This window comes from Pseudoalteromonas sp. S3178 (assembly GCF_005886985.1).
Taxonomy (GTDB): domain Bacteria; phylum Pseudomonadota; class Gammaproteobacteria; order Enterobacterales; family Alteromonadaceae; genus Pseudoalteromonas; species Pseudoalteromonas carrageenovora.
This window is the reverse complement of record NZ_PNCW01000049.1, coordinates 18,185-42,270: the sequence shown is the minus strand read 5'-3', so window position 1 is coordinate 42,270 and position 24,086 is coordinate 18,185. Positions and strand designations below refer to the sequence as shown.

The 24,086-nt window shown below is 38.2% G+C and carries 21 protein-coding genes and 2 tRNA genes; 9 read left to right on the top strand and 14 right to left on the bottom strand.

Annotated features, from left to right (window positions below; translation table 11 throughout):
- Positions 1-48: 48 nt before the first annotated feature.
- A complete protein-coding gene (gene cysB / locus CWC11_RS14120; protein ID WP_058548835.1) occupies positions 49-1,026 on the bottom strand; it encodes an HTH-type transcriptional regulator CysB in 978 nt (325 codons plus the stop codon).
- A 320-nt stretch (positions 1,027-1,346) separates the two neighbouring features.
- Here cysB and CWC11_RS14115 point away from each other — a divergent pair, with 320 nt between their 5' ends.
- Entirely contained in the window at positions 1,347-2,105 is a 759-nt protein-coding gene (locus tag CWC11_RS14115) for a hypothetical protein (protein ID WP_138683210.1), read from the top strand.
- Between the two features lie 133 nt (positions 2,106-2,238).
- Here CWC11_RS14115 and CWC11_RS14110 read toward each other — a convergent pair whose 3' ends face one another.
- Positions 2,239-3,531 (bottom strand): NCS2 family permease, encoded by a 1,293-nt coding sequence (locus tag CWC11_RS14110; protein ID WP_138683209.1) that lies wholly within the window; start codon positions 3,529-3,531, stop codon positions 2,239-2,241.
- Positions 3,532-3,649: 118 nt separating this feature from the next.
- Between CWC11_RS14110 and CWC11_RS14105 the strand changes: the two genes are divergently transcribed.
- The 3 genes from CWC11_RS14105 to CWC11_RS14095 all read left to right on the top strand — a co-directional run bounded on the left by CWC11_RS14105 (position 3,650) and on the right by CWC11_RS14095 (position 5,353).
- A complete protein-coding gene (locus tag CWC11_RS14105; protein WP_138683208.1) occupies positions 3,650-4,114 on the top strand; it encodes an SEL1-like repeat protein in 465 nt (154 codons plus the stop codon).
- Positions 4,115-4,400: 286 nt separating this feature from the next.
- Positions 4,401-4,835 carry a SulA-like leucine-rich domain-containing protein gene (locus tag CWC11_RS14100; protein WP_138683207.1) on the top strand — a complete coding sequence of 145 codons (435 nt, stop codon included), beginning with the start codon at positions 4,401-4,403 and terminating at the stop codon, positions 4,833-4,835.
- Between the two features lie 38 nt (positions 4,836-4,873).
- On the top strand, positions 4,874-5,353 hold the full coding sequence (locus CWC11_RS14095; protein ID WP_138683206.1) for a YchJ family protein: 480 nt from the start codon (positions 4,874-4,876) through the stop codon (positions 5,351-5,353).
- Between the two features lie 35 nt (positions 5,354-5,388).
- On the opposite strand, the gene CWC11_RS14090 is transcribed toward CWC11_RS14095, so the two are convergent.
- The 3 genes from CWC11_RS14090 to CWC11_RS14080 form a co-directional block, all read right to left on the bottom strand.
- Positions 5,389-6,306: a GGDEF domain-containing response regulator gene (locus tag CWC11_RS14090; RefSeq protein WP_138683205.1), complete on the bottom strand. Its 918-nt coding sequence runs from the start codon at positions 6,304-6,306 to the stop codon at positions 5,389-5,391.
- A 502-nt stretch (positions 6,307-6,808) separates the two neighbouring features.
- Positions 6,809-7,111 (bottom strand): DUF6172 family protein, encoded by a 303-nt coding sequence (locus CWC11_RS14085; protein ID WP_058548828.1) that lies wholly within the window; start codon positions 7,109-7,111, stop codon positions 6,809-6,811.
- Between the two features lie 380 nt (positions 7,112-7,491).
- Positions 7,492-8,019, bottom strand: coding sequence for a VC2046/SO_2500 family protein (locus CWC11_RS14080; protein WP_138683204.1), 528 nt, complete (start codon positions 8,017-8,019; stop codon positions 7,492-7,494).
- 112 nt (positions 8,020-8,131) lie between these two features.
- On the opposite strand from CWC11_RS14080, the gene CWC11_RS14075 reads away from it, so the two are divergent.
- A tRNA-Tyr gene (locus CWC11_RS14075) sits at positions 8,132-8,216 on the top strand.
- A gap of 49 nt (positions 8,217-8,265) precedes the next feature.
- Positions 8,266-8,350: transfer RNA gene (locus CWC11_RS14070), tRNA-Tyr, on the top strand.
- A gap of 70 nt (positions 8,351-8,420) precedes the next feature.
- Here CWC11_RS14070 and CWC11_RS14065 read toward each other — a convergent pair.
- Positions 8,421-9,119, bottom strand: a complete 699-nt coding sequence (locus CWC11_RS14065; protein ID WP_138683203.1) for a M48 family metallopeptidase — start codon at positions 9,117-9,119, stop codon at positions 8,421-8,423.
- Between the two features lie 319 nt (positions 9,120-9,438).
- On the opposite strand from CWC11_RS14065, the gene CWC11_RS14060 reads away from it, so the two are divergent.
- Together CWC11_RS14060 and CWC11_RS14055 are read left to right on the top strand one after the other, a co-directional pair.
- On the top strand, positions 9,439-12,759 hold the full coding sequence (locus tag CWC11_RS14060) for an MHYT domain-containing protein (RefSeq protein WP_138683202.1): 3,321 nt from the start codon (positions 9,439-9,441) through the stop codon (positions 12,757-12,759).
- Positions 12,760-12,776: 17 nt separating this feature from the next.
- The gene (locus CWC11_RS14055) at positions 12,777-13,772 is read left to right on the top strand and encodes a response regulator (protein ID WP_138683201.1); all 996 of its coding nucleotides are present in this window, start codon (positions 12,777-12,779) and stop codon (positions 13,770-13,772) included.
- On the opposite strand, the gene CWC11_RS14050 is transcribed toward CWC11_RS14055, so the two are convergent.
- Both CWC11_RS14050 and CWC11_RS14045 read right to left on the bottom strand, forming a co-directional pair.
- Complete coding sequence (locus CWC11_RS14050; protein ID WP_138683200.1) at positions 13,769-14,200, bottom strand: VOC family protein; 432 nt, start codon at positions 14,198-14,200, stop codon at positions 13,769-13,771. The genes CWC11_RS14055 and CWC11_RS14050 overlap by 4 nt on opposite strands.
- Before the next feature lies 1 nt (position 14,201).
- The gene (locus CWC11_RS14045; RefSeq protein WP_138683199.1) at positions 14,202-14,858 is read right to left on the bottom strand and encodes an HD domain-containing protein; all 657 of its coding nucleotides are present in this window, start codon (positions 14,856-14,858) and stop codon (positions 14,202-14,204) included.
- A 139-nt stretch (positions 14,859-14,997) separates the two neighbouring features.
- Between CWC11_RS14045 and CWC11_RS14040 the strand changes: the two genes are divergently transcribed.
- The gene (locus CWC11_RS14040) at positions 14,998-16,188 is read left to right on the top strand and encodes a class I SAM-dependent methyltransferase (protein WP_104642369.1); all 1,191 of its coding nucleotides are present in this window, start codon (positions 14,998-15,000) and stop codon (positions 16,186-16,188) included.
- 71 nt (positions 16,189-16,259) lie between these two features.
- On the opposite strand, the gene CWC11_RS14035 is transcribed toward CWC11_RS14040, so the two are convergent.
- The 6 genes from CWC11_RS14035 to pgl form a co-directional block, all read right to left on the bottom strand.
- On the bottom strand, positions 16,260-16,556 hold the full coding sequence (locus tag CWC11_RS14035) for a PilZ domain-containing protein (RefSeq protein WP_138683198.1): 297 nt from the start codon (positions 16,554-16,556) through the stop codon (positions 16,260-16,262).
- A gap of 9 nt (positions 16,557-16,565) precedes the next feature.
- Positions 16,566-16,946 carry a response regulator gene (locus CWC11_RS14030; protein WP_138683197.1) on the bottom strand — a complete coding sequence of 127 codons (381 nt, stop codon included), beginning with the start codon at positions 16,944-16,946 and terminating at the stop codon, positions 16,566-16,568.
- 75 nt (positions 16,947-17,021) lie between these two features.
- The gene (gene hrpA / locus CWC11_RS14025; RefSeq protein ID WP_138683196.1) at positions 17,022-20,909 is read right to left on the bottom strand and encodes an ATP-dependent RNA helicase HrpA; all 3,888 of its coding nucleotides are present in this window, start codon (positions 20,907-20,909) and stop codon (positions 17,022-17,024) included.
- 96 nt (positions 20,910-21,005) lie between these two features.
- Positions 21,006-22,040 (bottom strand): isoaspartyl peptidase/L-asparaginase family protein, encoded by a 1,035-nt coding sequence (locus CWC11_RS14020; protein WP_138683195.1) that lies wholly within the window; start codon positions 22,038-22,040, stop codon positions 21,006-21,008.
- Between the two features lie 291 nt (positions 22,041-22,331).
- Positions 22,332-23,036, bottom strand: a complete 705-nt coding sequence (locus CWC11_RS14015; RefSeq protein WP_058548145.1) for a SapC family protein — start codon at positions 23,034-23,036, stop codon at positions 22,332-22,334.
- A 336-nt stretch (positions 23,037-23,372) separates the two neighbouring features.
- Entirely contained in the window at positions 23,373-24,083 is a 711-nt protein-coding gene (gene pgl / locus CWC11_RS14010; RefSeq protein ID WP_138683194.1) for a 6-phosphogluconolactonase, read from the bottom strand.
- Positions 24,084-24,086: the final 3 nt, after the last annotated feature.

Genomic DNA, 24,086 nt, shown 5'->3' with positions numbered 1-24,086 from the left:
TTTTTATTATTCGTTCAATTTAATTATCCAGAGCTTGGGTTAATTAGGCTATTTAACGGGTAACTCTATGTCTTCAAAAAGTTTATCTACGTCTTCTTGATTGCGCAGTAAACTTGCTCGCTCTACTCGCTCTTTCGTTAAGTGCGGGGCAAAACGTTCAATAAAATCATACATATAAGTACGTAAAAAGCTGCCCTTTCTAAAGCCAATTTTAGTCGTACTTGCTTCAAACAAGTGACTAGCATCTATACACACTAAATCTGTATCGCTTAACTGATCAATAGCCATAGACGCAACAACGCCTACACCGAGCCCTAGCCGTACATAGGTTTTAATAACATCTGCATCGGTTGCGGTAAATACAATGTGTGGTTCAAGACCATGAGCACTAAATGCCTTATCAAGCTCCGAACGACCCGTAAAACCAAATACATAAGTAATTAGAGGGTATTGTGCAATATCAGAAACCGTTAAATTATCTGCTTTTTTGGCAAGTGGGTGATCTTTAGCCACCACTATACTGCGATTCCAATGATAACAAGGCAGCATAACTAAATCTGAATATAAATGCAGTGCTTCAGTGGCAATTGCAAAATCTGCATCACCACGTGCTGCAGCATCAGAGATTTGCTGAGGTGTGCCTTGATGCATATGCAGTGATACCGCAGGGTATTTTTTCATAAACCCTTGAATAACATTTGGTAAAGCATAACGAGCTTGAGTGTGTGTGGTTGCAATGTTTAACTTACCTTGATCAGGTAATGTGTGTTCGTTTGCTACCGCTTTAATCCCTTCAACTTTAGATAATATTTCACGAGAAATATTAATAATATCTTCGCCAGCACCTGTTACATGCGTTAAATGCTTTCCGCTACGACCAAAAATTTGTACACCTAACTCATCTTCAAGCATTCGTACTTGTTTAGAAATACCCGGCTGTGAGGTAAATAAGCTCTCAGCGGTCGCTGAAACATTTAATTTATGATTTTGTACTTCTACTATGTATCTGAGTTGTTGTAATTTCATGGCTGCAAATTTTAACGTTGTTATTCATATTATTTATAAAGGCAATACCTGTTAAAACCAAGTGTTATTTGAATAAAAAGCCACATTAGTGCTTAAGGTATGCAATTATCTGATTAGTACTCAAGGCTAGCATAATAAATATGCTTGAGGTAGCGATGTTTATTCAGGTTAATCTTATAATCCCTTCGTCTTACAACACTTTAAGAAAGCTAAACCCTAATTAACTGGGTATTTTTAAGTTTATCAACGCAAAGCTACACAGTTAACGTATAATTAATGTAAGATTAAGCAAATTAGATTATGAATCAGAGAATTAAAAGATGATTGTTTCTATCATAATAATACTTATAGTAGCGCTTATAGTAATAGCACTATGGGTAAGTGCTGTGCAGCAACATAAAGAAAAACAAGAAGCTGAACGCCGCAAAGAGTTAACAAAGCAAAAAGCAATTATTGAAGAAACCGAAGAAGCACTTATGAATAGTGCAAATATTCCTTTATCCGAAAATATAATTCGCGCATTACAACGCCGCGTATATGAAGCATTAAATACAATGGTTTCAAACTCGCCAAATTCTAAAGCGCTTAAAAGTAGATTAAGCGAGTCAAAAACTCACTTATCAAACCCTGTACAAGGTAATAATAGCGAGTCTTTAGCATTACCAAGTAATGATAAACAGCTAGTAAGTTTGATTCAAGGTATAAAAAAGCTGCGTGCAATTTTACGCTCTGAGCACAGTAAAGGTCGTATTGATAGTCAGGTTTTTTCTGTAGAGGACAAACGTCTTGAAAAATTACAATTACGCATAAATATTGAAAGCCAAATAAAACGAGGTCTATCGGCTCGCTCAGCAAGCATGGTTGGCTCAGCAAGACAGTATTTTGAAAAAGCATATGCAACGTTAAGTGCTATTACCTACTCTGATGAATATGTAACATCAAAACGCCAAGAAGTTGAAGGCTACCTAGAAGCAATTAGTGTTGAATTAAGAGCCTCTAATGCAAGTGCCCTTAAAAAGAAAGCCGAAGCCGAACAAGACGACCTGGATGTTTTATTTGCCCCTAAAAAGAAATGGTAAATTAGATTTGCCAGATAATATATGGTGTTAATAAAAGCGATAACTTAGCGACTATTTATATCCATGCTACAAATATTAAAAAACCCATACAAAGCAATTTGTATGGGTTTTTTATCACTACCGTTTTATTCTATTATGATAAGAACGCAAATTTAATGACAAATAATGCCGTTAAAATCCAAACGCTAATGCTAATTTGATCTTGCTTACCACACAGTACTTTAACCGCAGTGTAAGATATAAAGCCAAGCGCTATACCATGTGCAATAGAAAAAGTAAGTGGAGTCATTAACAATACAACAGTAACAGGAATTGCATCAGTCATATCATCCCAATTTACAAACTTTAGGTTTTGTAGCATTAATACAGCAACGTAAAGAATTGCGCCTGCTGTTGCATACGCCGGTACCATTTGTGCAAGGGGTGCAAAAAACATCATTAATAAAAAGCATATGCCAACAACTACAGCCGTTAAGCCTGTACGTCCACCAACAGATACACCCGCTACTGACTCAATATAAGACGTTGTAGTTGAAGTACCAAGCATTGCTCCGGCAATTGTTGCAGAGCTATCTGCACTTAAAGCACGACCCAAACGCGGCATATTCCCTTTCTCGTCTGCGAGTCCTGCTTTTTGAGTAACAGCAACTAAAGTGCCTGAGGTATCAAATAAATCAACAAATAAAAATGCAAAAATGACACTTAGCATCGAAAGCTCAAAAGCCGCGGCAAAATCTAGTTGCATAAAAGTAGGCATAATTGAAGGCGGCATAGCTATCACACCATGATATTCAACAAGCCCTAAACTTAAAGCAATGCCAGTCACTAATAAAATACTAATGAGTACACCACTTTTAAAATCGCGGTATAAAAGTGCTGCGATAACAAAAAAGCTTAATATTGCTAATAATGGACCTGCCGATGTGATATCACCCAATTGAACAAGAGTTGCAGGACTTGCGACAATAATACCTGCATTTTTTAATGCAATTAACGCTAAAAAAGCACCAATACCAGTTGCAATGGCTCTTTTTAATACCAAAGGTATAGCGTTAATAATCCACTCTCTGACTTTAAATAAGCTCAAAAATAAAAATATACACCCCGACATAAATACAGCTCCTAACGCAGCTTGCCAGGTATAACCCATCCCCAATACAACACCATAAGTAAAAAAGGCGTTTAATCCCATGCCAGGAGCCAGCGCTAATGGGTAATTTGCCCATAATCCCATAATAAAACAGCCTATTGCGGCAGCAATACAGGTAGCAACAAATGCAGCTCCTTGATCCATTCCAGCCTCTGCAAGCATGGCTGGGTTTACAAATACAATGTAAACCATAGTGATAAAGGTAGTAAGGCCAGCCACGCATTCGCGTTTAACTGTTGAGTTATTTTCGCTAAGTTTAAATAAGGCTTCGAACATAATAAGCTTGTAATAGTAAAAAGTAGTGAGATTTTATCATAAAAATCATCTTTAACAGGACATTTTACCTTGCGATATACTAAACTATTGAAGCAGTTAAAATAACAAATGAATCAATATGCTTAAAACAACACCCAGCGGGCACGACTTAGAACAACAATTAGATAATATTTTAGGCTTTGTTACTCAACCCGATAACAACCCTGCAGTAGCTAACGCTAAAAATGATGAGCAAAGCACACTAAATAAAGCACTGTATTATTTAAAAAATAAACAAGCTCCATTAGCTGCAAAGTGGATGCGCCTAGCGGCAATGGCAGGTAATCAAAGAGCACAGTTTTATTTAGGTCTGTTTTTTGTAAAAGGTGAAGGCGTGCCACAAAGTGTATTTCATGCTGCGGCTTGGTTAAGCCTTGCTAGCAGCCAGGGTTATGAACCCGCTACCGCTGCAGTTAACGACCTAAGAAAGCATATAGAAACTAAACGATTTAAAGATGCTCAATGCTATGCCGCCAGTCTATACGAACAAATTCATCAGCTGCAGTACGCACACCTTATTCCTAATACTCCTCAAATCGATTAATTAATCATTTGCTTAATACTGTATAGAGCATAAAACACTGTATAAAAATATCTATCTCTACCCGCCATCGCATTTTTGACAAAAATATCAGCGAATATAAATATTATGACTCACTTCAAATTAAGCACTAAGCAATTGATTTAAAGTGATTTATTTTTAAATTGTTAATTCCACTAGTTTTAAACTGAATAACTGTACAAATAAATAGCAAATATCTCTTGCACGAAAGCACTGTATAAACTACTGTATACATGTACTGTATAAAAACCCAGTGAGTGAGATATTTATGTTACAGCCTATTACCGTAAGAACAGTTAAAAGTTATAAGCAAGATGATAAACGTGATTGTGTAAACTTAATTCAAATTGAAGATGAGATATCAGCAACGTTTGAGCTTTTAAAAGTGCTACACCATTATAATAGTTCTAACGCATGGACGTTATTGATTGCTCCTGATCATGTTCCTAGTAGAGCATTACTCGACTCGTGCTCTATTGATACAAGTAAATTGCTAGTGATCAGACAAAAACACCTAGTAAACTTAGAGTATGTTTTAAGTTCTGCGTTGAATAATGGTAATTTTGCAGCTGTAATAACGTGGACCGATATAGTAAATAATCAATTGCTTACCAGCCTTTCTTTAGATTTAAGTAAAACTGCAACGAAGCTTTATTGCTTTACAAAAAACTCGACAATTACAGAGATACCACTCGCTCAATAAGCTTGATAAACTAATGTTTTAAACTCTGTATTGTTATTATGATTTTACCAAATACCACTCAATGTTTTTGCGGTAGCGGGCTGAGTTATGCTCATTGCTGCGAGCCTCTTCATATAGGGGCACAACAAGCCGCTAACCCTGAGCAATTAATGCGTTCTCGCTACAGTGCTTATGTTACAAAAAATGCAAAGTATGTTTATCATACTTATGCTTCTGAAAAAAAAGCGGAAAACCCTATTAAAGAAATTAAAGATTTTGCAGATAGTTGCCGGTTTGTAGGTTTAGACGTAGTAAGTACAAAGCACGATGACTCTCAAGGAAGTGTTGAATTTAAAGCGCATTATTTTTATCAACATTTATATTGTGAGCTTCACGAACACTCACGATTTATAAAAGAGGATGATAATTGGCGTTATATCGATGGGACTATATTTCCTGTAGCTGATATTAAGGTAAGTAGAAATGATAACTGCCCTTGTGGCAGTGGTAAAAAATACAAAAAGTGCCACAGCATATGACTCTTTCATAACAAAAATCATAATTTTAGAGGGGGCTAAAAACTAACTTGGTTACGCCCTTGAAACTTAGATTGATACATTCTTTCATCTGCTAACTGTAATGTATTTTTACTATTGTCGCGCGTTTGTAATGTTGCGCCACCAATACTAATTGTTACAAACTCATGCTCTGAGTGCTTATGTAATATACCGAGTTGCATTACATTATTTTTTATTTTGTTTGCTACGTAATTAGCCCCTTTACTGCCTGTGTGGGGAAGTACAACAACAAATTCCTCCCCTCCAAATCTTGATACAAAATCTGCAGGGCGTTGTAAGCTTTTAGTAATTGTTTGGGCAACTAAGTTTAAAACAGTATCTCCCTGTAGGTGGCCATAAGTGTCATTGTATTGCTTAAAGTAATCTATATCGATTAATAGCAGTGCACAGTCTGCATTTTCACGTAGTGCACTTTGTTCTATTTTTATAAAATGGGTATCAAAGTAGCGTCGGTTATAAATTTGAGTTAAGTCGTCAATAAACACCTTTTGATTTAGTAAATCATGTTGAGCCTTAATCATTAAGTGGGCCCTCACTCTTTTAAATAGTGTTTCTGGATTTGTCGGTTTTTTTATAAAGTCTACGGCACCGGCTTCCCAACACGCCGCCTCTTCGCTTTCGAGTGACGTAATAAATATAACTGGGATATCTCGGGTTTCGTAGGTATTTTTTAGTTTTAAACAGGTTTCTATCCCATTAATACCTTCTAAATTGATATCTAAAAGTATTAGGTCGGGCGGATCTAACTTACATAAATCAATAGCTTCTTCACCACGTCTAGAAGTCATTACATTAAAACGATCCGACAATGCCTTTCTAAGTATAATTAATGTTAGTAATTGGTCTTCCACAATAAGTACCTTAGAACTTTTTAAACTTAGTTGTAGTGCATGATCTGAGTAATTTATTGGCATAATCTGCGATACTTATTTTTATTATTTTACACACACTATAATACTGCTTTATGTTATGCAAATGTTAACAGAGATATAAGAGGCTAAGCTTATGTAGTGTAGTGAAGCTAAGGTGGTAATAAAATATAAATAAATGCATTGTTACTTTGCTAGCGAGTTGAATAAAGTTACAGTTAAAAGGTATGTAGGAAAATTCGACTCACTGTGTTTATTTTTAAAAATAAAAGCTATAACTAAGGCACATATCTAGTTGACTAGATATTCAATGAAAGTAAATTCTATGCAGTTAGCGCTTAAAATAGCTGCTAGAGATAGGTTTATTATCCAGATTTCAGATTTGTTACCTTACCTTCCAGGTAATCACGTAACGAATGCTAGGTATAGCACTTCAAAATGATTGAGGGTTATTTAGATTGGCATAAACAAAGAGCGGTTCATAAAAACAAAAAATGGGCCACTTAGGCCCATTTCATAATTTACAAATTAGTTTCAAACTAACTTTTTACTCGTCATCATCAAGGTCTAACTGTTGACGCTGTGCAGGTCGAGCTAAAATCTCTACATAGAAAGAAGTTAAACCTTGCTTTTCAATTTCGCCAATTTGGTTGTTTAATTCAGCAACATGCACAACCTGTGCTTCTTCTGCTGTATTACCAAACTTACAGTCAAATGCCCAATAATCAGCATCTTCAGGAAGCGTCTTGTTACGCTCTCTTTTCAAATATTTTTTCACTTCGTGCTTTGCAGCATCAACCATACGAGGGTATTTGATTTTCTCGTGATTTAGCGTGAATGTTTTCTTCATTACGTTCCTAATTACCTTGGTTTAATGATAACGGCATTTAATGTCATACCATTTGTCGCCATTATAGCAATTGCATTTAATTTTTGGATGCTTTTTTTACATTAAATCAATTATTATACCAATCTGCTTATATATGGGGTCTATTTAACGTAAAAAAAATTACGCTAGAACTAGGCAAAAATTTTTATATCTAGTTGTTCTAAATAAAAAATTTTTAACGACGTTATAGTGCAATTTAATTCGTTAAATTGATCAAAGATTTATGCAGGTTGGTATTAGACATTATATAAAGCAAAGCTTGAATAAAATGTATTCTACAGACTTTTTATTACAAGAAAACTATAGAGAGGATGCATGTTTTCATGCAAGGTGATTACAAGTTAAACCGCTATCAAATGAAGTGGTTGATGAAGTGAATCGTCGTTTAAACTATCGTAAAAAGCACCTGCGTCAATAGGTGGGTTTGCCAACTGAGTATATTCACTTTTAATCCGTCGTCTAACCGCTATCTCGCAGTTATCTAACACATTAAGTGGAATATGCTTGTCATCGTCTCTAATTGTGAGTGGCTCGGGCTTTAGGTATTGATTAAGCTTAATGCTTTTCATACCCATTTGCGCACCATGCTCTGAGATTAAAGCTGCATTAAACCGCCCTATAAGCATATCAAACTCATCGGGGGCTAGCGATTGTTTAGGCCCAGCACCAAATTTTTTTCTCAAAAAGTCTTCAGACTCAGCCGTATTGTTAATTTCTGTTTTTGGCAGATGAAATTGACTGAAGTCTAATGCATCATGCGAAAGCATCGCTAATAGAAGTGCAAACTCGCCTCGGCGATTTTCATGCACACTATTATTAAGTTTGCTATTTAGCTGACCCTCTGTGATTAACAAATCATCGATTTGCATAGTCTTTAGCCGATTGTGGTAACTGATAGATATTTATCGGCTTTATTTCAATTTTCTTTAGCTTTTTTCTTTACTTAAATACGCAGTTTGCTATTATCAGCGCCGTTGCATTGGAGGGGTTCCCGAGCGGCCAAAGGGATCAGACTGTAAATCTGACGGCTCAGCCTTCGCTGGTTCGAATCCAGCTCCCTCCACCACTTTTCTTACCGCTAAGTTAAGTGGGGCCAAATGTAACAAAAATAGTGTGGAGGGGTTCCCGAGCGGCCAAAGGGATCAGACTGTAAATCTGACGGCTCAGCCTTCGCTGGTTCGAATCCAGCTCCCTCCACCACTTCTTTTTTATTCCTATATTCCTATATTCCTATATTCCTATATTCCTATATTCCTATATTCAAATTAACTTAAAAAACCCATTGTAAACCCATACTATTTTGCTTTAGCCATTTTGATGATGCTTTATAATCAGAAAAAAAACACTCAACATGCTGCCAAAATGCTTTGCTGTGGTTTAGGTGACGTAAGTGCGCTAACTCGTGAACAATCACATAATCAATAGCATGATAAGGCGCTCCGATTAAATGCAAATTAAAGGTTAACTCGCGTTTGCTATTACAACTTCCCCACTTTCGCTTATAAATGGCGATTTTTAAACGCATTGGTAACTCTTCGCCCATTTTTTCGCAAAAGTACGCTAAACGCATTTCTATATATGCCGTTAACTGCTCTTTTAGGTATTCTTCAAGAAGTTGCTGATATTTTTGTCCAAGATTTTTAACGCGTGAAGAATGAGTAATAAGCAAATTGTTATCACACTTTATGACCTCTGACTTAGCACCCTGCTTAAATTCAATATTTACAACTCTATCAAAAATTAAAACTTGCTTATCTCTTAGAGGGTTCTGTCTGGTATCAGCAATATAAAGCTGTTTAGTTAATTGGGCTCTTACCCACGTCTGCTTATCAAAAAGCCATTCTTCTATTTGTTTATTGCTAACAAACTGAGGGGCATACACTGTCACTTTTTTATTATGTACTTTAATTGCAACCGTTTTTCGTCTGGTGCTTTTTTTTAACTGATACTCAAACACTGTCATTCTCATACACTATTTGCGATCGACAAATCCATTCGCAATTAATAAAACATCGTAAAATGCGCTCTTATCTTAATTAAATATACTAACCCATTATTTTAATAAGAATTACCCAATAAAAAATTTAAATAAGCCCAAGTTTAACTAATTTGGTGAAATAAAAGGGCGACACTTAAATAGTTATCACAGACTAAAAAACTATATTCTGATAAATAAAAGAAAACAAAAAGTAATAAATTCGTTGTTTTAACCAGTTCATTGAATTAACAGTTTATTTATTAATTAATTAGATTAAACTAAAAAAATAAAGATTATATTTTGAGCCATTATGTTATCAGCTTTTTTTATCACAGACCAAGACCCTAGCTTAATCATTAATGGCGTTTACGATCCTCTTTTAGTAACTATGTCGTTACTAATTGCTATTTTTGCAGCCTTTTTCACCACTCGGCTGATAGATCTCGCAAAAGAAACTCAATTTCCTAGCTACCAACGTTTAGCTAATATAACTGCTGCAGCTGTTTTTTCGGCTGGCATTTGGAGCATGCACTTTATTGGTATGTTAGCATTTTCGCTGTGTACTAATATTGATTATGACCCAACAATTACACTACTGTCTTTTATCCCTGCGTTTGTAGCGTGTCAGTACGCAGTATCAATGCTTGTTAATAGTAGGGGTAATTTAAGAGTATTATCAATTTGTTCTATTTTACTGGGGGCTGGTATTGGCACAATGCATTATAGCGGCATGGCTGCAATGGAACTTGCGCCTTTACTTAGGTATGACCCACTCACTTTTGGGCTATCGATTATTGTTGCTGTAGGCCTTTCTTTTATCGCTTTGTACAGCCGCTTTAACCTTGAACGCGTATTCCCTTCGTTATCTTCTCTTCAAAATAATTTAGTTAGCGCTATTATTTTAGGCTTTGCAGTAGCGGGGATGCATTATATGGGAATGGCAGCCACCCGATTTGTAGCAACATCCCCACTCATATACGACGATGCTAACGCAAGCGCGGGATTAACTTTTATTGCTATTGCCGTAGCCACTGCAACTATAGCTATTACAAGCGTGGTTGGTGTGATCAATGGGATGGTTCGCTATCGCATGTTACTTGAAGAAAAATCAGCAGATGAATCGCGATTAAATGCAATTTTAGGTACTGCTATTGATGGCATTGTTACTATTGACCATGCCGGTATTATTTTAAGTTTTAATGAGTCAGCCAGTAAAATTTTTGGCTGGCGAGAAAATCAAGTCCAAGGCAAAAACGTTAAAATGTTGATGGACGACAATATTGCAAAGCACCACGACGACTACCTATCAAACGCGCATAATGTCGATTTAGGTAAAGTAATTGGTGTTAATAGAGATGTATATGCAAAGCATATGAACGGACAGGTATTCCCTATTCGTTTAGGTATTGGCGAGGTAAACCAGCCAGGTCACAACCCGCTTTACGTTGGCTTTATTACCGACTTAACTGAGCAGCGCGCCTTACAAAAAAGCTTAGAAGAAAAAGAGCAAAAATACCGTTCATTAATGGATAACATGCCGGGAGTAGCGTTTAGGTGCAGATTTGATGATAACTGGACTATGTTATTTGTTAGCCCAAATATAAGTGAGCTTACGGGCTATAACCCTAATGAATTTACTGAGCACTGTATTGAGTTTAATGACTTAATATTAAAAGCTGACCAACAACCTATTGTTGAAGCAGTAACAAAAGCAATAGAAGAAAAACATCAATATTCTGTTGAATATAGAATTCGTCACCGTAACGGTAAGATTTTATGGCTACTGGATAAAGGCAGTTTTACGTTTGATAAAAATAATAAACCACAATGGATTGATGGTGTATTGGTCGATATCACTGAGCGCAAAGAGTATGAAGAAAACCTAGAACAAGCTAAATTTAAAGCTGAAGAAGCAGCTCATGCTAAGCAGTCTTTTATGGCTAATATGAGCCATGAAATTAGAACGCCTATGAATTCAATAATAGGCTTTAGTGACTTATTAATGGATACGCCGCTAGATCAAGAGCAGCAAAAGCATTTAGTAACAGTAAATAATGCTGCCCGCTCATTACTCAGATTACTAAACGAAATTTTAGATTCTGCTAAATTAGAACGCGGAAAACTAACCATAGAGCCTGTGCATTTTAGTTTAAAGCCTGTCATAGACAGTATTATTTCTACCTTTTGGCTTGAGGCTAAAAAGAAAGATTTAAACTTAACGCTTAAGATAAAAGACTCTGTAAGTAGCACTTATTACGGCGACCCCGATCGATTGAGGCAGGTACTCACTAATTTGATTGGCAACGCTATTAAATTTACAGAAAAAGGCTCTGTAACCGTTACGGTTGGAACAACACAAAATCAGCATTTATTTTTTGAAGTTCAAGACACGGGTATCGGTATAGCAAAAGATCGTGTTCAAGCCGTTTTTCAGCCTTTTGAGCAAGCCGATGGAACCACAACACGCCGATTTGGAGGCACGGGGCTTGGAACAACAATAAGCAAACAATTAGTTGAGCTTATGGGCGGCAGTATTAACCTTGTAAGTGAGTTAGGTAAAGGAACATGTTTTTACTTTTCGCTACCACTGAACGTAGGTGATGAAACTAAAATAGACTTTTTTGATGGCCTGCATACACAACTACCTGCACTAAGAGTGCTTGTTGTAGACGATATAGAGCAAAATACAGAGCTACTTTCAATATTACTATCGCGCGATCAACACCTCGTTACCAAAGCATCTAATGGCCTTGAAGCGGTTGAAGTATTCGAGCAGCAAGATTTTGATGTAATATTAATGGATATACATATGCCTGAGTGTGATGGCATTCAAGCAACACAAAAAATTAGAATAATTGAAAAGCAAAGGCAGCTAAAATATACCCCTATTATTGCGCTTACAGCCAGTGTGTTACAGCAAGATAAATTAACGGCTAAAAAAGCAGGTATGAATGGCTTTGCTAATAAGCCAGTTGACATAAATCAGCTAAATCAAGAAATAGCCCAAGTGCTTGGCTTGGGTATAGCAAAAGAAATGGTAATTTCACAAAATGATCCTGAATCTCAACACATTGATTTTGACAAAGGTTTAACGCTTTGGGGTTCAAAGTGTAAACAACTTACTGAAATTAAGAAATTTATTAACGATAACAATAAACGTTTTGAAGTGCTGTTCACCGAGAAGCTATCAAATATAAAAGATGTACACAGCCTGATACACACACTTAAAGGGGTTGCAGGTAATTTAGGTTTAACAACTTTAATGAAGTTATTAGCGTCCCTAGAGCAACAACAAACTGATGAGCTACTAATTAGTACCCTCGAAAATATTAAAAATGAACTCGCTGTTATTTCTAAGCTGCTTGATAATAACGATTGCCCAGAGCCTGAAAAACCTCAAAGCAACACAGATGAAAATACACTCAGCACCGCTGAAATAGAAACTTTGTGTAAAACATTGAGCCAAGATGCACAAAATGCTGAACTAAATGATGATCTGCTGGCCAAACTACAACGTAACGTATCGGCAAACTTGCAAGATGAAGTTAATGAAATCGTTGATGCATTTGACGATTTTGATTTTGATAGTGCACAAACAATGCTTGAAAACTTACTTAAAAACCTAACATAAAAATGAGTATTTAATTAATGGATTTTTCTACAGATAGGCCTCGTATATTAATTGTTGACGATGAACCTGCAAATCTAAAAGTAATGCGTGAAGTGTTAGGTAATCAGTACAGAATGTCGTTTGCTAAATCTGGCGATGCTGCGCTCGCTTTACTTGAAAAAGAACTCCCTAAACTCATATTGCTCGATATTATGATGCCAGATATGAATGGTTTTGAAGTATGTCAAAAAGTTAAAGCAAACCCAAAAACATCACACATCCCTATTATTTTTGTAACTGCTCTTGGCGATGAAAGTGATGAGTTTAAAGGTTTTGAATTAGGCGCTGTAGATTACATAACAAAACCTATAAGCCCCGCAATTGTAAGAGCCCGCGTTAAAACACATTTATCACTCGTTCAAGCTGAGCAGCTTAAACAAGCACATATTGATTTAGTTCATCGCCTAGGCCGTGCTGCAGAGTACAAAGACACAGATACCGGCGAGCATATCGCCCGTATGAGCCAGTACAGTAAAGTACTTGCTTTAGCATTAGGTATGGACGAGTCTGAGGCCGAACTGTTACGCCAAGCAGCCCCTATGCATGATGTAGGTAAAATTGGCATACCCGACGCTATTTTATTAAAGCCTGGGCGTTTAACTAGCGATGAGTTTGACCACATGAAGCAGCATGCTGTAATAGGTGCACAAATTCTTGCCAATTCGTCATCTCCACTTTTACAACTCGCGCACACCCTTGCTATAGAGCACCACGAAAAATGGGATGGAACAGGTTACCCTAATGGGATAAAGGGAGAGGAAATATCAGTTGAAGGGCGTATTGTAGCAATCGCAGATGTATTTGACGCCCTTACATCAAAGCGCCCTTATAAAGAAGCATGGAGCGTAGAAGAAACTGTTGAGCATTTGCAGTCCCAAGCTGGCAGTCACTTCGATCCTAATTTGATCAATTTATTTATTGAAAAGCTCGATGATATTATTGCCATTAAAGAGGCAAACCAAGAGTTAGTTTAATTAGCCTTAGCAGTATGAGAGCCTAACTCAACATTTTTATAAATACGCTTGATATACTTATAGTCATGAGAGGTAATTTCATGGCTATTATTACTGTCGTCTTTAAAATACATCGAAAAAGTAACACCGTGGTCAGCCAGTACCGTTTTTATCTTTAATTGCTCTAAATGCTTCAACCACATTACAAATTGCTCACCCGTAGCTGCAAACGCAATACCTTTGCTGTCCCCCTCTCGTTCAAACAATGCTAAACGCGCGGTTTTGTTTTCATCTTCGAGCGTTAAGGGCCCTTTGCCATCTTCATTCCAAAACGCCAGCTCTGGTACAACATAAAAGCCTAGTACATGTTCATACCATTTTATTGCTGCTTGTAAATTATTTACATTTAAATGGCAATGATCAATCCCTTCAAGTAGAGGTGTAGCCATGTTATTGGCCTACCTCAGACTTTAATTGCTCTAAAAAAGCATGCATGTATTGTGTACGCCTTTGTGCCTCGGCTTTTGCAGAAGGTGTGTTCATACTTTCTGCAATATGCAGTAGTTTTATAAAAAAGTGATCAAGCGTATATTTTTTATCATCGGCTTCACGTTCAATACAAAAAGGATCATTTGGGTTATACAGTAATCGGTTAATCGAGCCGCCTACTTTCATACATCGGCTCACTCCAATAGCACCCAATGCATCCATTCTGTCGGCATCTTGTACTATTTGTGCCTCAACTGTCTTAATTTTTATATTTGCACTGAAGCTATGCGCCGCAATAGCATGGTGAATCTCATCAAACAGCGACTCGTCATAATTAATTGATTTTAAAAACTCAATCGCCTTATCGGCAGCCATTGTAGAGGCTTTTGCGCGATCCGGATGATTTTTAGCAACTGCCACGCAATCGTGCATCCAAGCTGCAGGTAACACAACGTGCATATTTGCCTGTTCGGCATTACATAGCTGCACAGCAACACGCACAACCCGTTCAATATGTGTAATATCGTGAGCAACATCAGCATGAATTAATGATGTTATAAACGTCCTACATTTTGAATTAAGTATTTCTAAATCGGGGCTTAAAGCTACATCGGGCACGTTAACATTCCAAAAACTAATTAATATCTGATTTATCCGTACTTTACCGTGCTTTATGCCCCCCTTGCAAAACATTCATTGTATGTTGAGCCCTGCTTGACTAAAATACAGCGCTTATTTATTACTACTGAGAAGCCTTATGTCATCTGCCGTTTACCTACAAGCTGGTCGCGAAAAATCATTAAAAAGAAAGCACCCTTGGTTATTTTCAAAAGCCATCAAAAAAATTAAAGGTAAACCGGGTCTAGGCGACACAGTTACTATTCACGATAATGAAGGTAAGTTTTTAGCAACCGCAGCTTATAGCCCTCACTCTCAAATAAGAGCGCGTGTATGGAGTTTTGACGAAAAAGAAGTAATCGACCAACACTTTTTTGAACGCCGCTTACGCAGAGCACTTGATGCACGCGAACACGTTATTTCTGAAGGCGGTTTAACAGGTTTTAGGTTGTGTGCCGCAGAGTCTGACTATTTACCAGGTGTAACTATAGATAAGTTTGATAACGTATTAGTATGCCAATTACTTAGCGCAGGAGCTGAGCGCCATAAAGGTGAAATAGTCGGGGCACTTATGGCTATTTTCCCAGGCGCTAGTATTTATGAGCGCTCAGATGTAGATGTACGTACCAAAGAAGGCCTTGAGCCAATCAAAGGCGTACTTTGGGGCAGCGAGCCTAAAGAGCCCGTACTTATTGAAGAAAACGGTTTAAAACTTGAAGTTGATATTATCGAAGGTCATAAAACCGGTTTTTATTTAGATCAACGCGATAGCCGTGCCGCCCTTGAGCGTTTTTCAAAAGATAAAACCGTGCTTAACTGTTTTAGCTACACAGGTACATTTTCGTTATACGCGCTACGTGGTGGCTGTACTCACGTTACAAATGTTGATGTATCTCAGCCAGCGCTTGATACAGCAAAGCGTAATGTAGAACATAACAATTTAGACTTAAATAAAGTCGACTTTGTGAAACAAGATGTATTTAAGCTATTGCGCCAATACCGCGATGAAGGCAAGCAGTTTGATACTATTGTGATGGATCCGCCAAAATTTGCAGACAACAAAGCGCAGCTAACCGGTGCGTGCCGTGGTTATAAAGATATAAACATGATTGCTATGCAAATATTAAAACCGGGCGGCACGTTATTAACGTTCTCGTGCTCGGGCTTAATGGAGCAGAATTTGTTTCAAAAGGTAGTGGCTGACGCAGCGCTTGATGCAGGAAAGGAGCTATTAATTATGGAGCGATTAAATCAAGCAGCCGACCACCCTATCGCTGGTAGTTACCCTGAAGGCTTTTACTTAAAAGGCTTAATTTGTAAGGTGTATTAAATACCGCTTTAAAACAGCGTTAGTGGATTACTTAAATCCACTAACGTTTTTTGTTTAGGCGCCCAGTTTAGTTAATTAAACTGAACAATCTTCAAACCGGCAGTAATCGTGCCATCATCTTCCTTACTGGCGCGAATAACTTTTGCAGTGGCATTAAGCGAAGCAATACTAGGATGGGGAGATTCAATATTTACTTGTAGTAAAGTGTCTAACTCAAGCAAGTCATCTAAATGTAGCGATAACCCCGTTGCACTCAAATCTACACACTCTGCGGTATAATTTAATCCTGCTATAGGCTCTATAGTAGTTAAATTTGCAGGCGTGTTGACCTGCATACGTCTAAAATCTCGCTTATCGTCAGTAAACATAGGTTACCTCTAAACAACCGTGTTAATTTCTTCCAACAAAGCACCCATTGAAAACGGCTTTACAACATACGCGTCGCAGCCAGCATCAAAGCCAGCTTGTTTTTCAGATGGGGACTCAAGGCCCGATACCATAACAACAGGAATATTTTTTGTCTCAGGTGTGTGCTTAAGCATTCGACAAGTATCATAGCCATCAAGGCCTGGCATACATACATCTAGCAAAATTATATCTGGCGGATTAGCAATAGCTGATGCAAGACAGCTTTGCCCTGAATCTGCGTAGCTTACGTCAAATTTCGAACTCAGTGCTGTTTTAAGCATTTCATAATTGAAATACTCGTCATCTACCACTAATAATCGCTTTGTTTTATGTTCAACCGATGAGGACATAACTATGTCGCTTCCTTCTCAAAACAAAAATAAATCCCTCTATTAAGGTACTAAGCTTAATAGAAAATGCAAGTTTTATTCTATCTCTTTTATCGCATTTATAACCCGCTTCGCAGATATTGGGTAAGGCGTGCCTAGCGTTTGTGCAAACAACGAGACCCGTAACTCTTGTTGCATCCAAAAGATAGCCGTTACCTCATCAGGTATTGGCAGCCCTTTAGGTGTTTTATTTACTAACTTTTTGTATTCTTGAGCTACTTTTTCTAGTTCTAAAACACATAAGCGATCTCTGTTAGGATCTACCGGAAGTTTTTCTAAACGCTTTTGAATCGCTTTTAAATACCGTATTAAGTCTGTTATTTTGTCTGCGCCATGAGCACTTACAAATCCTTTAAAAATAAGCGACTCAAGCTGAGATTTAATATCACCGTGCGCTGTGATCATCGTTAAATCTACACGGCCTTTCATTTTTTTATGAAGGCTATGTGCAATACTCAATACTTGCTCTACTTGTGTGGCAATTAATACCACTGTATCACCGAGCTCACCGCGTATTTGTTCTTTTACCGCTTCAAACGCTTGTTCGTCACGTATATCGCCATGCTTAACAAGCAAGCTATCAACCCCTGCGGCAATACAGTCATCAATTAAATCTGCAATTTTACCAAATGGATTAAAGTACAAACCAAGTTTGGCTTTATTGGGTAAGTTTTGTTGTAAATACTTAATTGGCGAAGGCACGTTTAATAAAACTAACCGGCGCAGGCCTTTTTGATGAGCCTGTTGCGCTTTTACTTCACTATCAAATAACTCAACTGCAGCAGCTGATTTTTTATCCACCAGCGCTGGGTATGCTTTTATCTCGTATTGGCCTTGCTTTTTAACGTACGAGGCGGGTAACTTGCCAAAATCCCATTTCGTTAAGTCTGTTTTTTCAATACCTTTGTCAGCTACTTTTGATAGGGTATCGGTTACTTTACCTTGCAGCTGCGCTTTTAGTTTGGCTAAATCAAGACCACGCGCAAGTAGCTTGTCGTGCTCATCGCGCACTTCAAACTGCAATCGTAAGTGCGCAGCAAGTGCGCTTAAGTCCCACGCATCAGCATCTACTCTTACGCCCGTCATTCTGAGTAATCGGGTAGTAAGCGCCTCTATTAGGCTGCCTTGTAGTGGCTCGATTGCCGCAAGCACTGCATCAGCATAATTAGGTGCAGGTACAAAATTACGACGCAGCGATTTAGGAAGGGATTTAATTAAACCGCTAATTAATTCGTGTCTAAAAGCGGGTATATGCCAATCAAAGCCACTCTCTTGTACTTGGTTTAATAGCGCAACAGGTATTTGCACTGCAACACCATCAACGGCTTGGCCCGGGTCAAAATGATAAGTAAGCGGTAAAATAATGTTGTCTTGTTGCCATGTATCAGGGTAATCAAACTCAGTAATGTTACTTGCACCGTGCTGCATAAGCTCTTCACGGCTCATATGTAAGTAGTGTTTATTTTGCTGTTTTTGAGTTTTATACCACTTTAAAAACGCCGCACGGTTATTGATTTCTTTCGGTATTTTTTTATCGTAAAACTCATACAGAGTTTGCTCATCAACTAAAATGTCACGGCGTCGAGATTTATGCTCAAGTACTTGTATGTCTTCTATCAGCTCACGGTTAAATGCTAAAAACTGCTCATTTAAACCCAGCTCTTGCTCAACAAGTGCAGTACGTATAAATAGCTCACGACTCACTTTAGAGTCTATATTGCTATAAACACAGCGGCGTTTATTAACAACTAATAAACCATAAAGAGTTTGCTGCTCAAACGCGATAACCGCACCTGGCTTTTTCTCCCAATGTGGCTCTGTATAACTTCGCTTAACTAAGTGCTGAGCAAGTGGCTCTACCCAATTAATGTCTATTTTTGCATTAATACGCGCGTATAATTTACTGGTTTCTACAAGTTCTGCCGACATCATCCATTTAGGACTCTTTTTAAATAAACCCGAGCCCGGAAAGATATGAAACTGGCTATTACGCGCGCCTTTGTAAATTTGTTTTTCGTCTTTAAAACCAATATGGCTTAACATACCGCTTAATAACGCTTTATGCACTAACTCGCCATCAGCCGCTTGGCTGGTTGCTTTCATGCCCATTTCGTTACATACAGTGCTAATTTGATAAACAATGTCCTGCCACTCACGAAGACGCATATAGGCTAAAAAGTCTTTTTGGCATAACTTTCTAAATTGACTATTGGTCAGCTCGCTTTGCTGCGCTTCTAGGTAATTCCACAGGTTTAAAAATGCAATAAAGTCAGAATCTGGATCGTCAAAGCGGCCATGTTTCTCATTTGCTGCTGCGCGTTTTTCTTGTGGGCGTTCTCGAGGATCTTGTATAGATAACGCCGCAACAATAATTATCACTTCGCGAAGTGCACCAAGCTTATGCGCGGTCAGTACCATTTTTGCTAAACGAGGGTCCACGGGTAAGCGGCTGAGCTCTCGACCAGATTGTGTGAGACTCGTTTTATCACGATTTTTTGCAGGTTTTATCGCTTGTAGCTCTTCAAGTAGCGTTAAACCATCGTTGATATTACGGCTATCGGGTGCTTGAACAAATGGGAATTCGCTCATATCACCGAGACCAAGTGCTAACATTTGCAAAATAACAGACGCTAGATTAGTACGAAGTATTTCAGGGTCGGTAAACTCTGGGCGCGATAAAAAATCATCCTCAGAGTACAAACGAATACAAATACCTGCCTCAACACGTCCACAACGACCCATACGCTGATTTGCACTCGCTTGTGAAACTGGTTCAATAGGTAAGCGCTGTACTTTAGTACGGTAGCTATAACGGCTAATTCGCGCAGTACCTGGGTCTATTACATAACGAATACCCGGCACGGTTAACGAAGTTTCGGCAACGTTAGTGGCTAAAATAATATGACGGCGTGAATGCGGTGCAAAAATACGGTTTTGTTCAGCGTTAGACAAACGCGAATAAAGCGGTAAAACATCGGTGTGTTTTAAATTGCGCTTACTAAGCGCATCGGCGGTATCACGTATTTCACGCTCACCGTTTAAAAATATGAGTATGTCACCGGGGCCTTCTGCGCAAAGTTCATCAACCGCATCAAAAATACCTTGCAGCTGATCGCCCTCGGCTTCCATGTCATCTTTTTTAATATCAGAGATTGGGTTATAACGCACATCAACAGGGAAAGTACGACCAGATACTTCAATAATAGGCGCATCATTAAAGTGCTTTGAAAAGCGCTCAGGATCGATGGTTGCAGAAGTAATAATAACTTTTAAATCAGGGCGTTTTGGCAGTAAGTTTTTTAAATACCCTAAAATAAAGTCGATGTTTAAACTGCGCTCATGCGCTTCATCAATAATAATGGTGTCGTATTGATTTAAAAAACGGTCTTGTTGTATTTCAGCAAGCAAAATACCGTCGGTCATCAGTTTTACATAGGTGTTGTTAGAAACCTGATCGCTAAAACGAATTTTAAAACCAACTTGTTGGCCAAGTTCGCATTTCATCTCCTCAGCAATTCGATTAGCAACACTTCGAGCAGCTAAACGCCTTGGTTGAGTATGACCAATAAAGCCATCAACCCCACGGCCAAGCTCCAAACACATTTTTGGTATTTGTGTTGTTTTACCTGAACCGGTTTCACCAGCAATAATAACAACTTGGTTGTTTGCTATGGCGTCTTTAATTACATCCTTTTTCTGACTTACTGGTAATTGCTCTGGGTAAGTCACTTTAGGCAAACCAGCAAGACGTTTTTCGCGGTTTTCTTGGCTACGGGTAATATCGGCCGCTATTTTTTCAATGGCATTGGCTTGTTTGTTTTCATCACTTATTTTTTTTACGCCGTGTAGGCGCTTTTTAAAAATAAATTGATCTTTTTTTAAGCACGTTTTTAGCTCGCCAAACAACTGACCTAGGTTTACCACCCGCACACCTTATAAAATTAATAAAAGAGCGTTAATTGTATCAAACTAAACGCGCTGGGTTAATGCTACAAAGTGCATAACTATAGACTTAATAAGCTATTCGTCGTTAAAAATACCCACGTAAGTTGCTTGGGTGTTCGATTTACTGGCGCGATACATACCTGAGGTATTAAATGGCAAACTAATATTGCCTTTCGCATCTACAATAATTACTCCTCCCGTACCACCTATGGGTGCAAGCACTTGATTAATAACTTCATCACCTGCTTGTGCAATGGTTTTATTTTGGTATTTAACCCGCGCACAGATATCACTCGCTACGTTGTATCGAATAAAGTATTCCCCATGCCCCGTTGCCGATACTGCACACGACTCGTTTTCAGCAAATGTACCTGCACCAATTACGGGGGCATCACCTATACGGCCAAAGCGTTTAGCTGTCATGCCGCCCGTAGATGTTCCCGCAGCTAAATTACCATTTTTATCAAGTGCAACAGCGCCAACAGTGCCCATTTTATATTCAGTAGGAAGTGCTTTATGTGCCGCTTGGTAATTTTTGCTAGTTGCCTTGGCTTTATCTAGTTTTTGTTTGGCTTTTAAAAGTGCCTCATAGCGGTGCTCGGTATCAAATATATTATTTTCGATAAGCTCAATACCCTGCTCTTTAGCAAATTCTTCAGCACCTTGACCGCTAAGCATTACATGTACTGAGTTATCCATTACTAAACGCGCTAACTGAATCGGACTCTCTATGTGCTTAATACCCGCAACAGCGCCCGCTTCACGGTTTCGTCCATCCATTATTGACGCATCTAGTTCGTGGCTACCATCGTAAGTATAAACAGCGCCTCGCCCTGCATTAAAATAAGGTGATTGCTCGAGTACTTGTATCGCAGTGGTTATTGCATCTAAGCTCTCACCGCCCTTTTCAAGTACCGCATAACCGGCTTCTACTGCTTCACTTAATTTAGCTCTGTAGGCTTTTTCTTGCGAGGGCGTAAATTTTGCTTTTTCAATTGTCCCCGCACCACCATGAATCGCAATAGCAAATGGCGCTTGCTCGCTCAAAGCGCTATTACTTAGCGTTAAACACGCACTGGCTATAATTGATAATACTAATGTTTTTTTCATGGTGATCTCTTTTTGTATTAAGTGTTAAAAACAATGTGAATGGTTACAACGAAGATTTCAACTAATGTACGTTTAATGGCATAAAAAAAGCGCCTTAAGGCGCTTTTTAAAATTTAACGTGTTTGTAATACCAATTTTATTAAAAACATGGTCATTCTAGCGCATTAAATAGCTCACTAACTACGTTGAAAATTATTTATATAGAACAACTATGTATCATAATTTTAGCCTTGTTATTGAGCCATTTTCTTATCGCTATAATAGATCACTAATTTAATGCAATTGGTATAATTAAGCTTGTTTAGCTTTTAAACGCGCTAAACGTGCTACTTGGTGAGTAGACGTTAAGAAAGAGTAGATAGGTGCTAGGTAACCGCGCTTACGAAGCTCTAAGAAGTCAGCATCGCTTAACTCGTTTAGCTTTTTCTCGTCGATAAGGTAAATACCGTTGATGTCTTTTTTCTCGCCTTTAATATCTACTGTTAGCGTTTGCGCTATTAGTAGTTCTTTGTCAGCAAGGAATTTAGTGAACGCTTCAGTTACTTGAGAAAACTCAATAAACGATACTAGCGCTTCTTTACGACGTTTTAGGTAATCAGTTTCTTCACCATTTTCAAATAAAGCATTACCCTCTTCTTCACCAACCAGTGAGCTTGCTTCGTCAATTACGATACCGTATTGATCTTGATCTGGGTGTTTAACTAAGCCTAGTGGGTAACGAGTAGACGCCATTGGTGCAAATGCTGCAGTCCATTTACCGTCTTCTACAAAAAGGTTTTCGCCTGGCTCTAGGCCAAACATAGCAACGGCTTGAAAAGTGCCAGCTTCGTTATTTTTAACGAATGACATAGGGAACTCATTTGCTACGCGTGCAAACTCATGTGCAACTACAGGCACTAAATGTTGAGTTTTCATAAATTCTACGTTGATGCCGTTTTGAATTTTAGTGTTGGCATGTTTTTCGTTGTGTAAAGGCTGTACTTGTTGCTCCGCCATGTTACTGCTCCGTTATTTTTAATTTATATGTTTCATTGTTAATGCCTTTAGGCTAATGCTTTTGAAGTAAAAAAGGAAGGGAAACTTTTATGACAACCGTCATGAAAAAATAAAATATAACTAAATCTGTGCGTTGCTAAAAAACGTACAGCAAAAACTTATAAAATACGATTAAAAACAACACACTGAACGAGCGTTTTTTATACACCAAAAGTAAAGCCATTAACATTGGTTAACAGTAATATGGCAGTTTATGCTTTGCGCTGTATTAAATTTAGGCAAATAAAAAGGCAGCTTAAATAAGCTGCCTTTCCTGGGTAGTTTAAAGCACTTAAATTAAGGTGCCCAATATACCTCAATATTAATGCTTGGGTGGTTAAGTACAGCGCGAAGAGGCATATCATTTACCTCCCCCCCTGCTTTTGCTTGCTTATAAACAGCGAGTTTTTCTTCACCGCTTATCAGTAGCTTAACCACTTTAGAATTTGCTATTGCATTTAACGTAAGAGTCATACGCTCGGTAATACTACCGGTTACGTCACTTTGTATTGCGTTAATTGCACATACTGTTTGCTCAGTTATTAAACCGTGCTCTAAACCTTCTGCGTGTGGAAATAAAGACGCAGTGTGACCATCAGGGCCCATACCTAATATAGTTACATCGTATGGCGCTTTTAAAGCACTATAGGCGGCTTCACATACTTGTGTGCCCTCTTTTGCAGTAGCGGCATCGTTTTTCATTGTAATGAAGTTTGCTGCACTGCCGTAGTTTTGAAGTAACGTGCTATTAATAAACGCTTCGTTACTTTTTTCATGGCTTGACTCAACCCAGCGCTCATCAACCATGGCAACATCAACGTTTTGCCAATCTAAATCAAGAGTCGATAAATGCTTATACGCAGGTGCAGGCGACGAACCGCCAGAAACCATGAGCACTGCACGGCCATCATTTTTAATACCATCACGTAATGATTGCTCAAGTGTTGCTGATAACTCAGCCGTTAACGCGTCTTTATTATCAAAAAACTTTTCAACAATAGTTGCCATAAC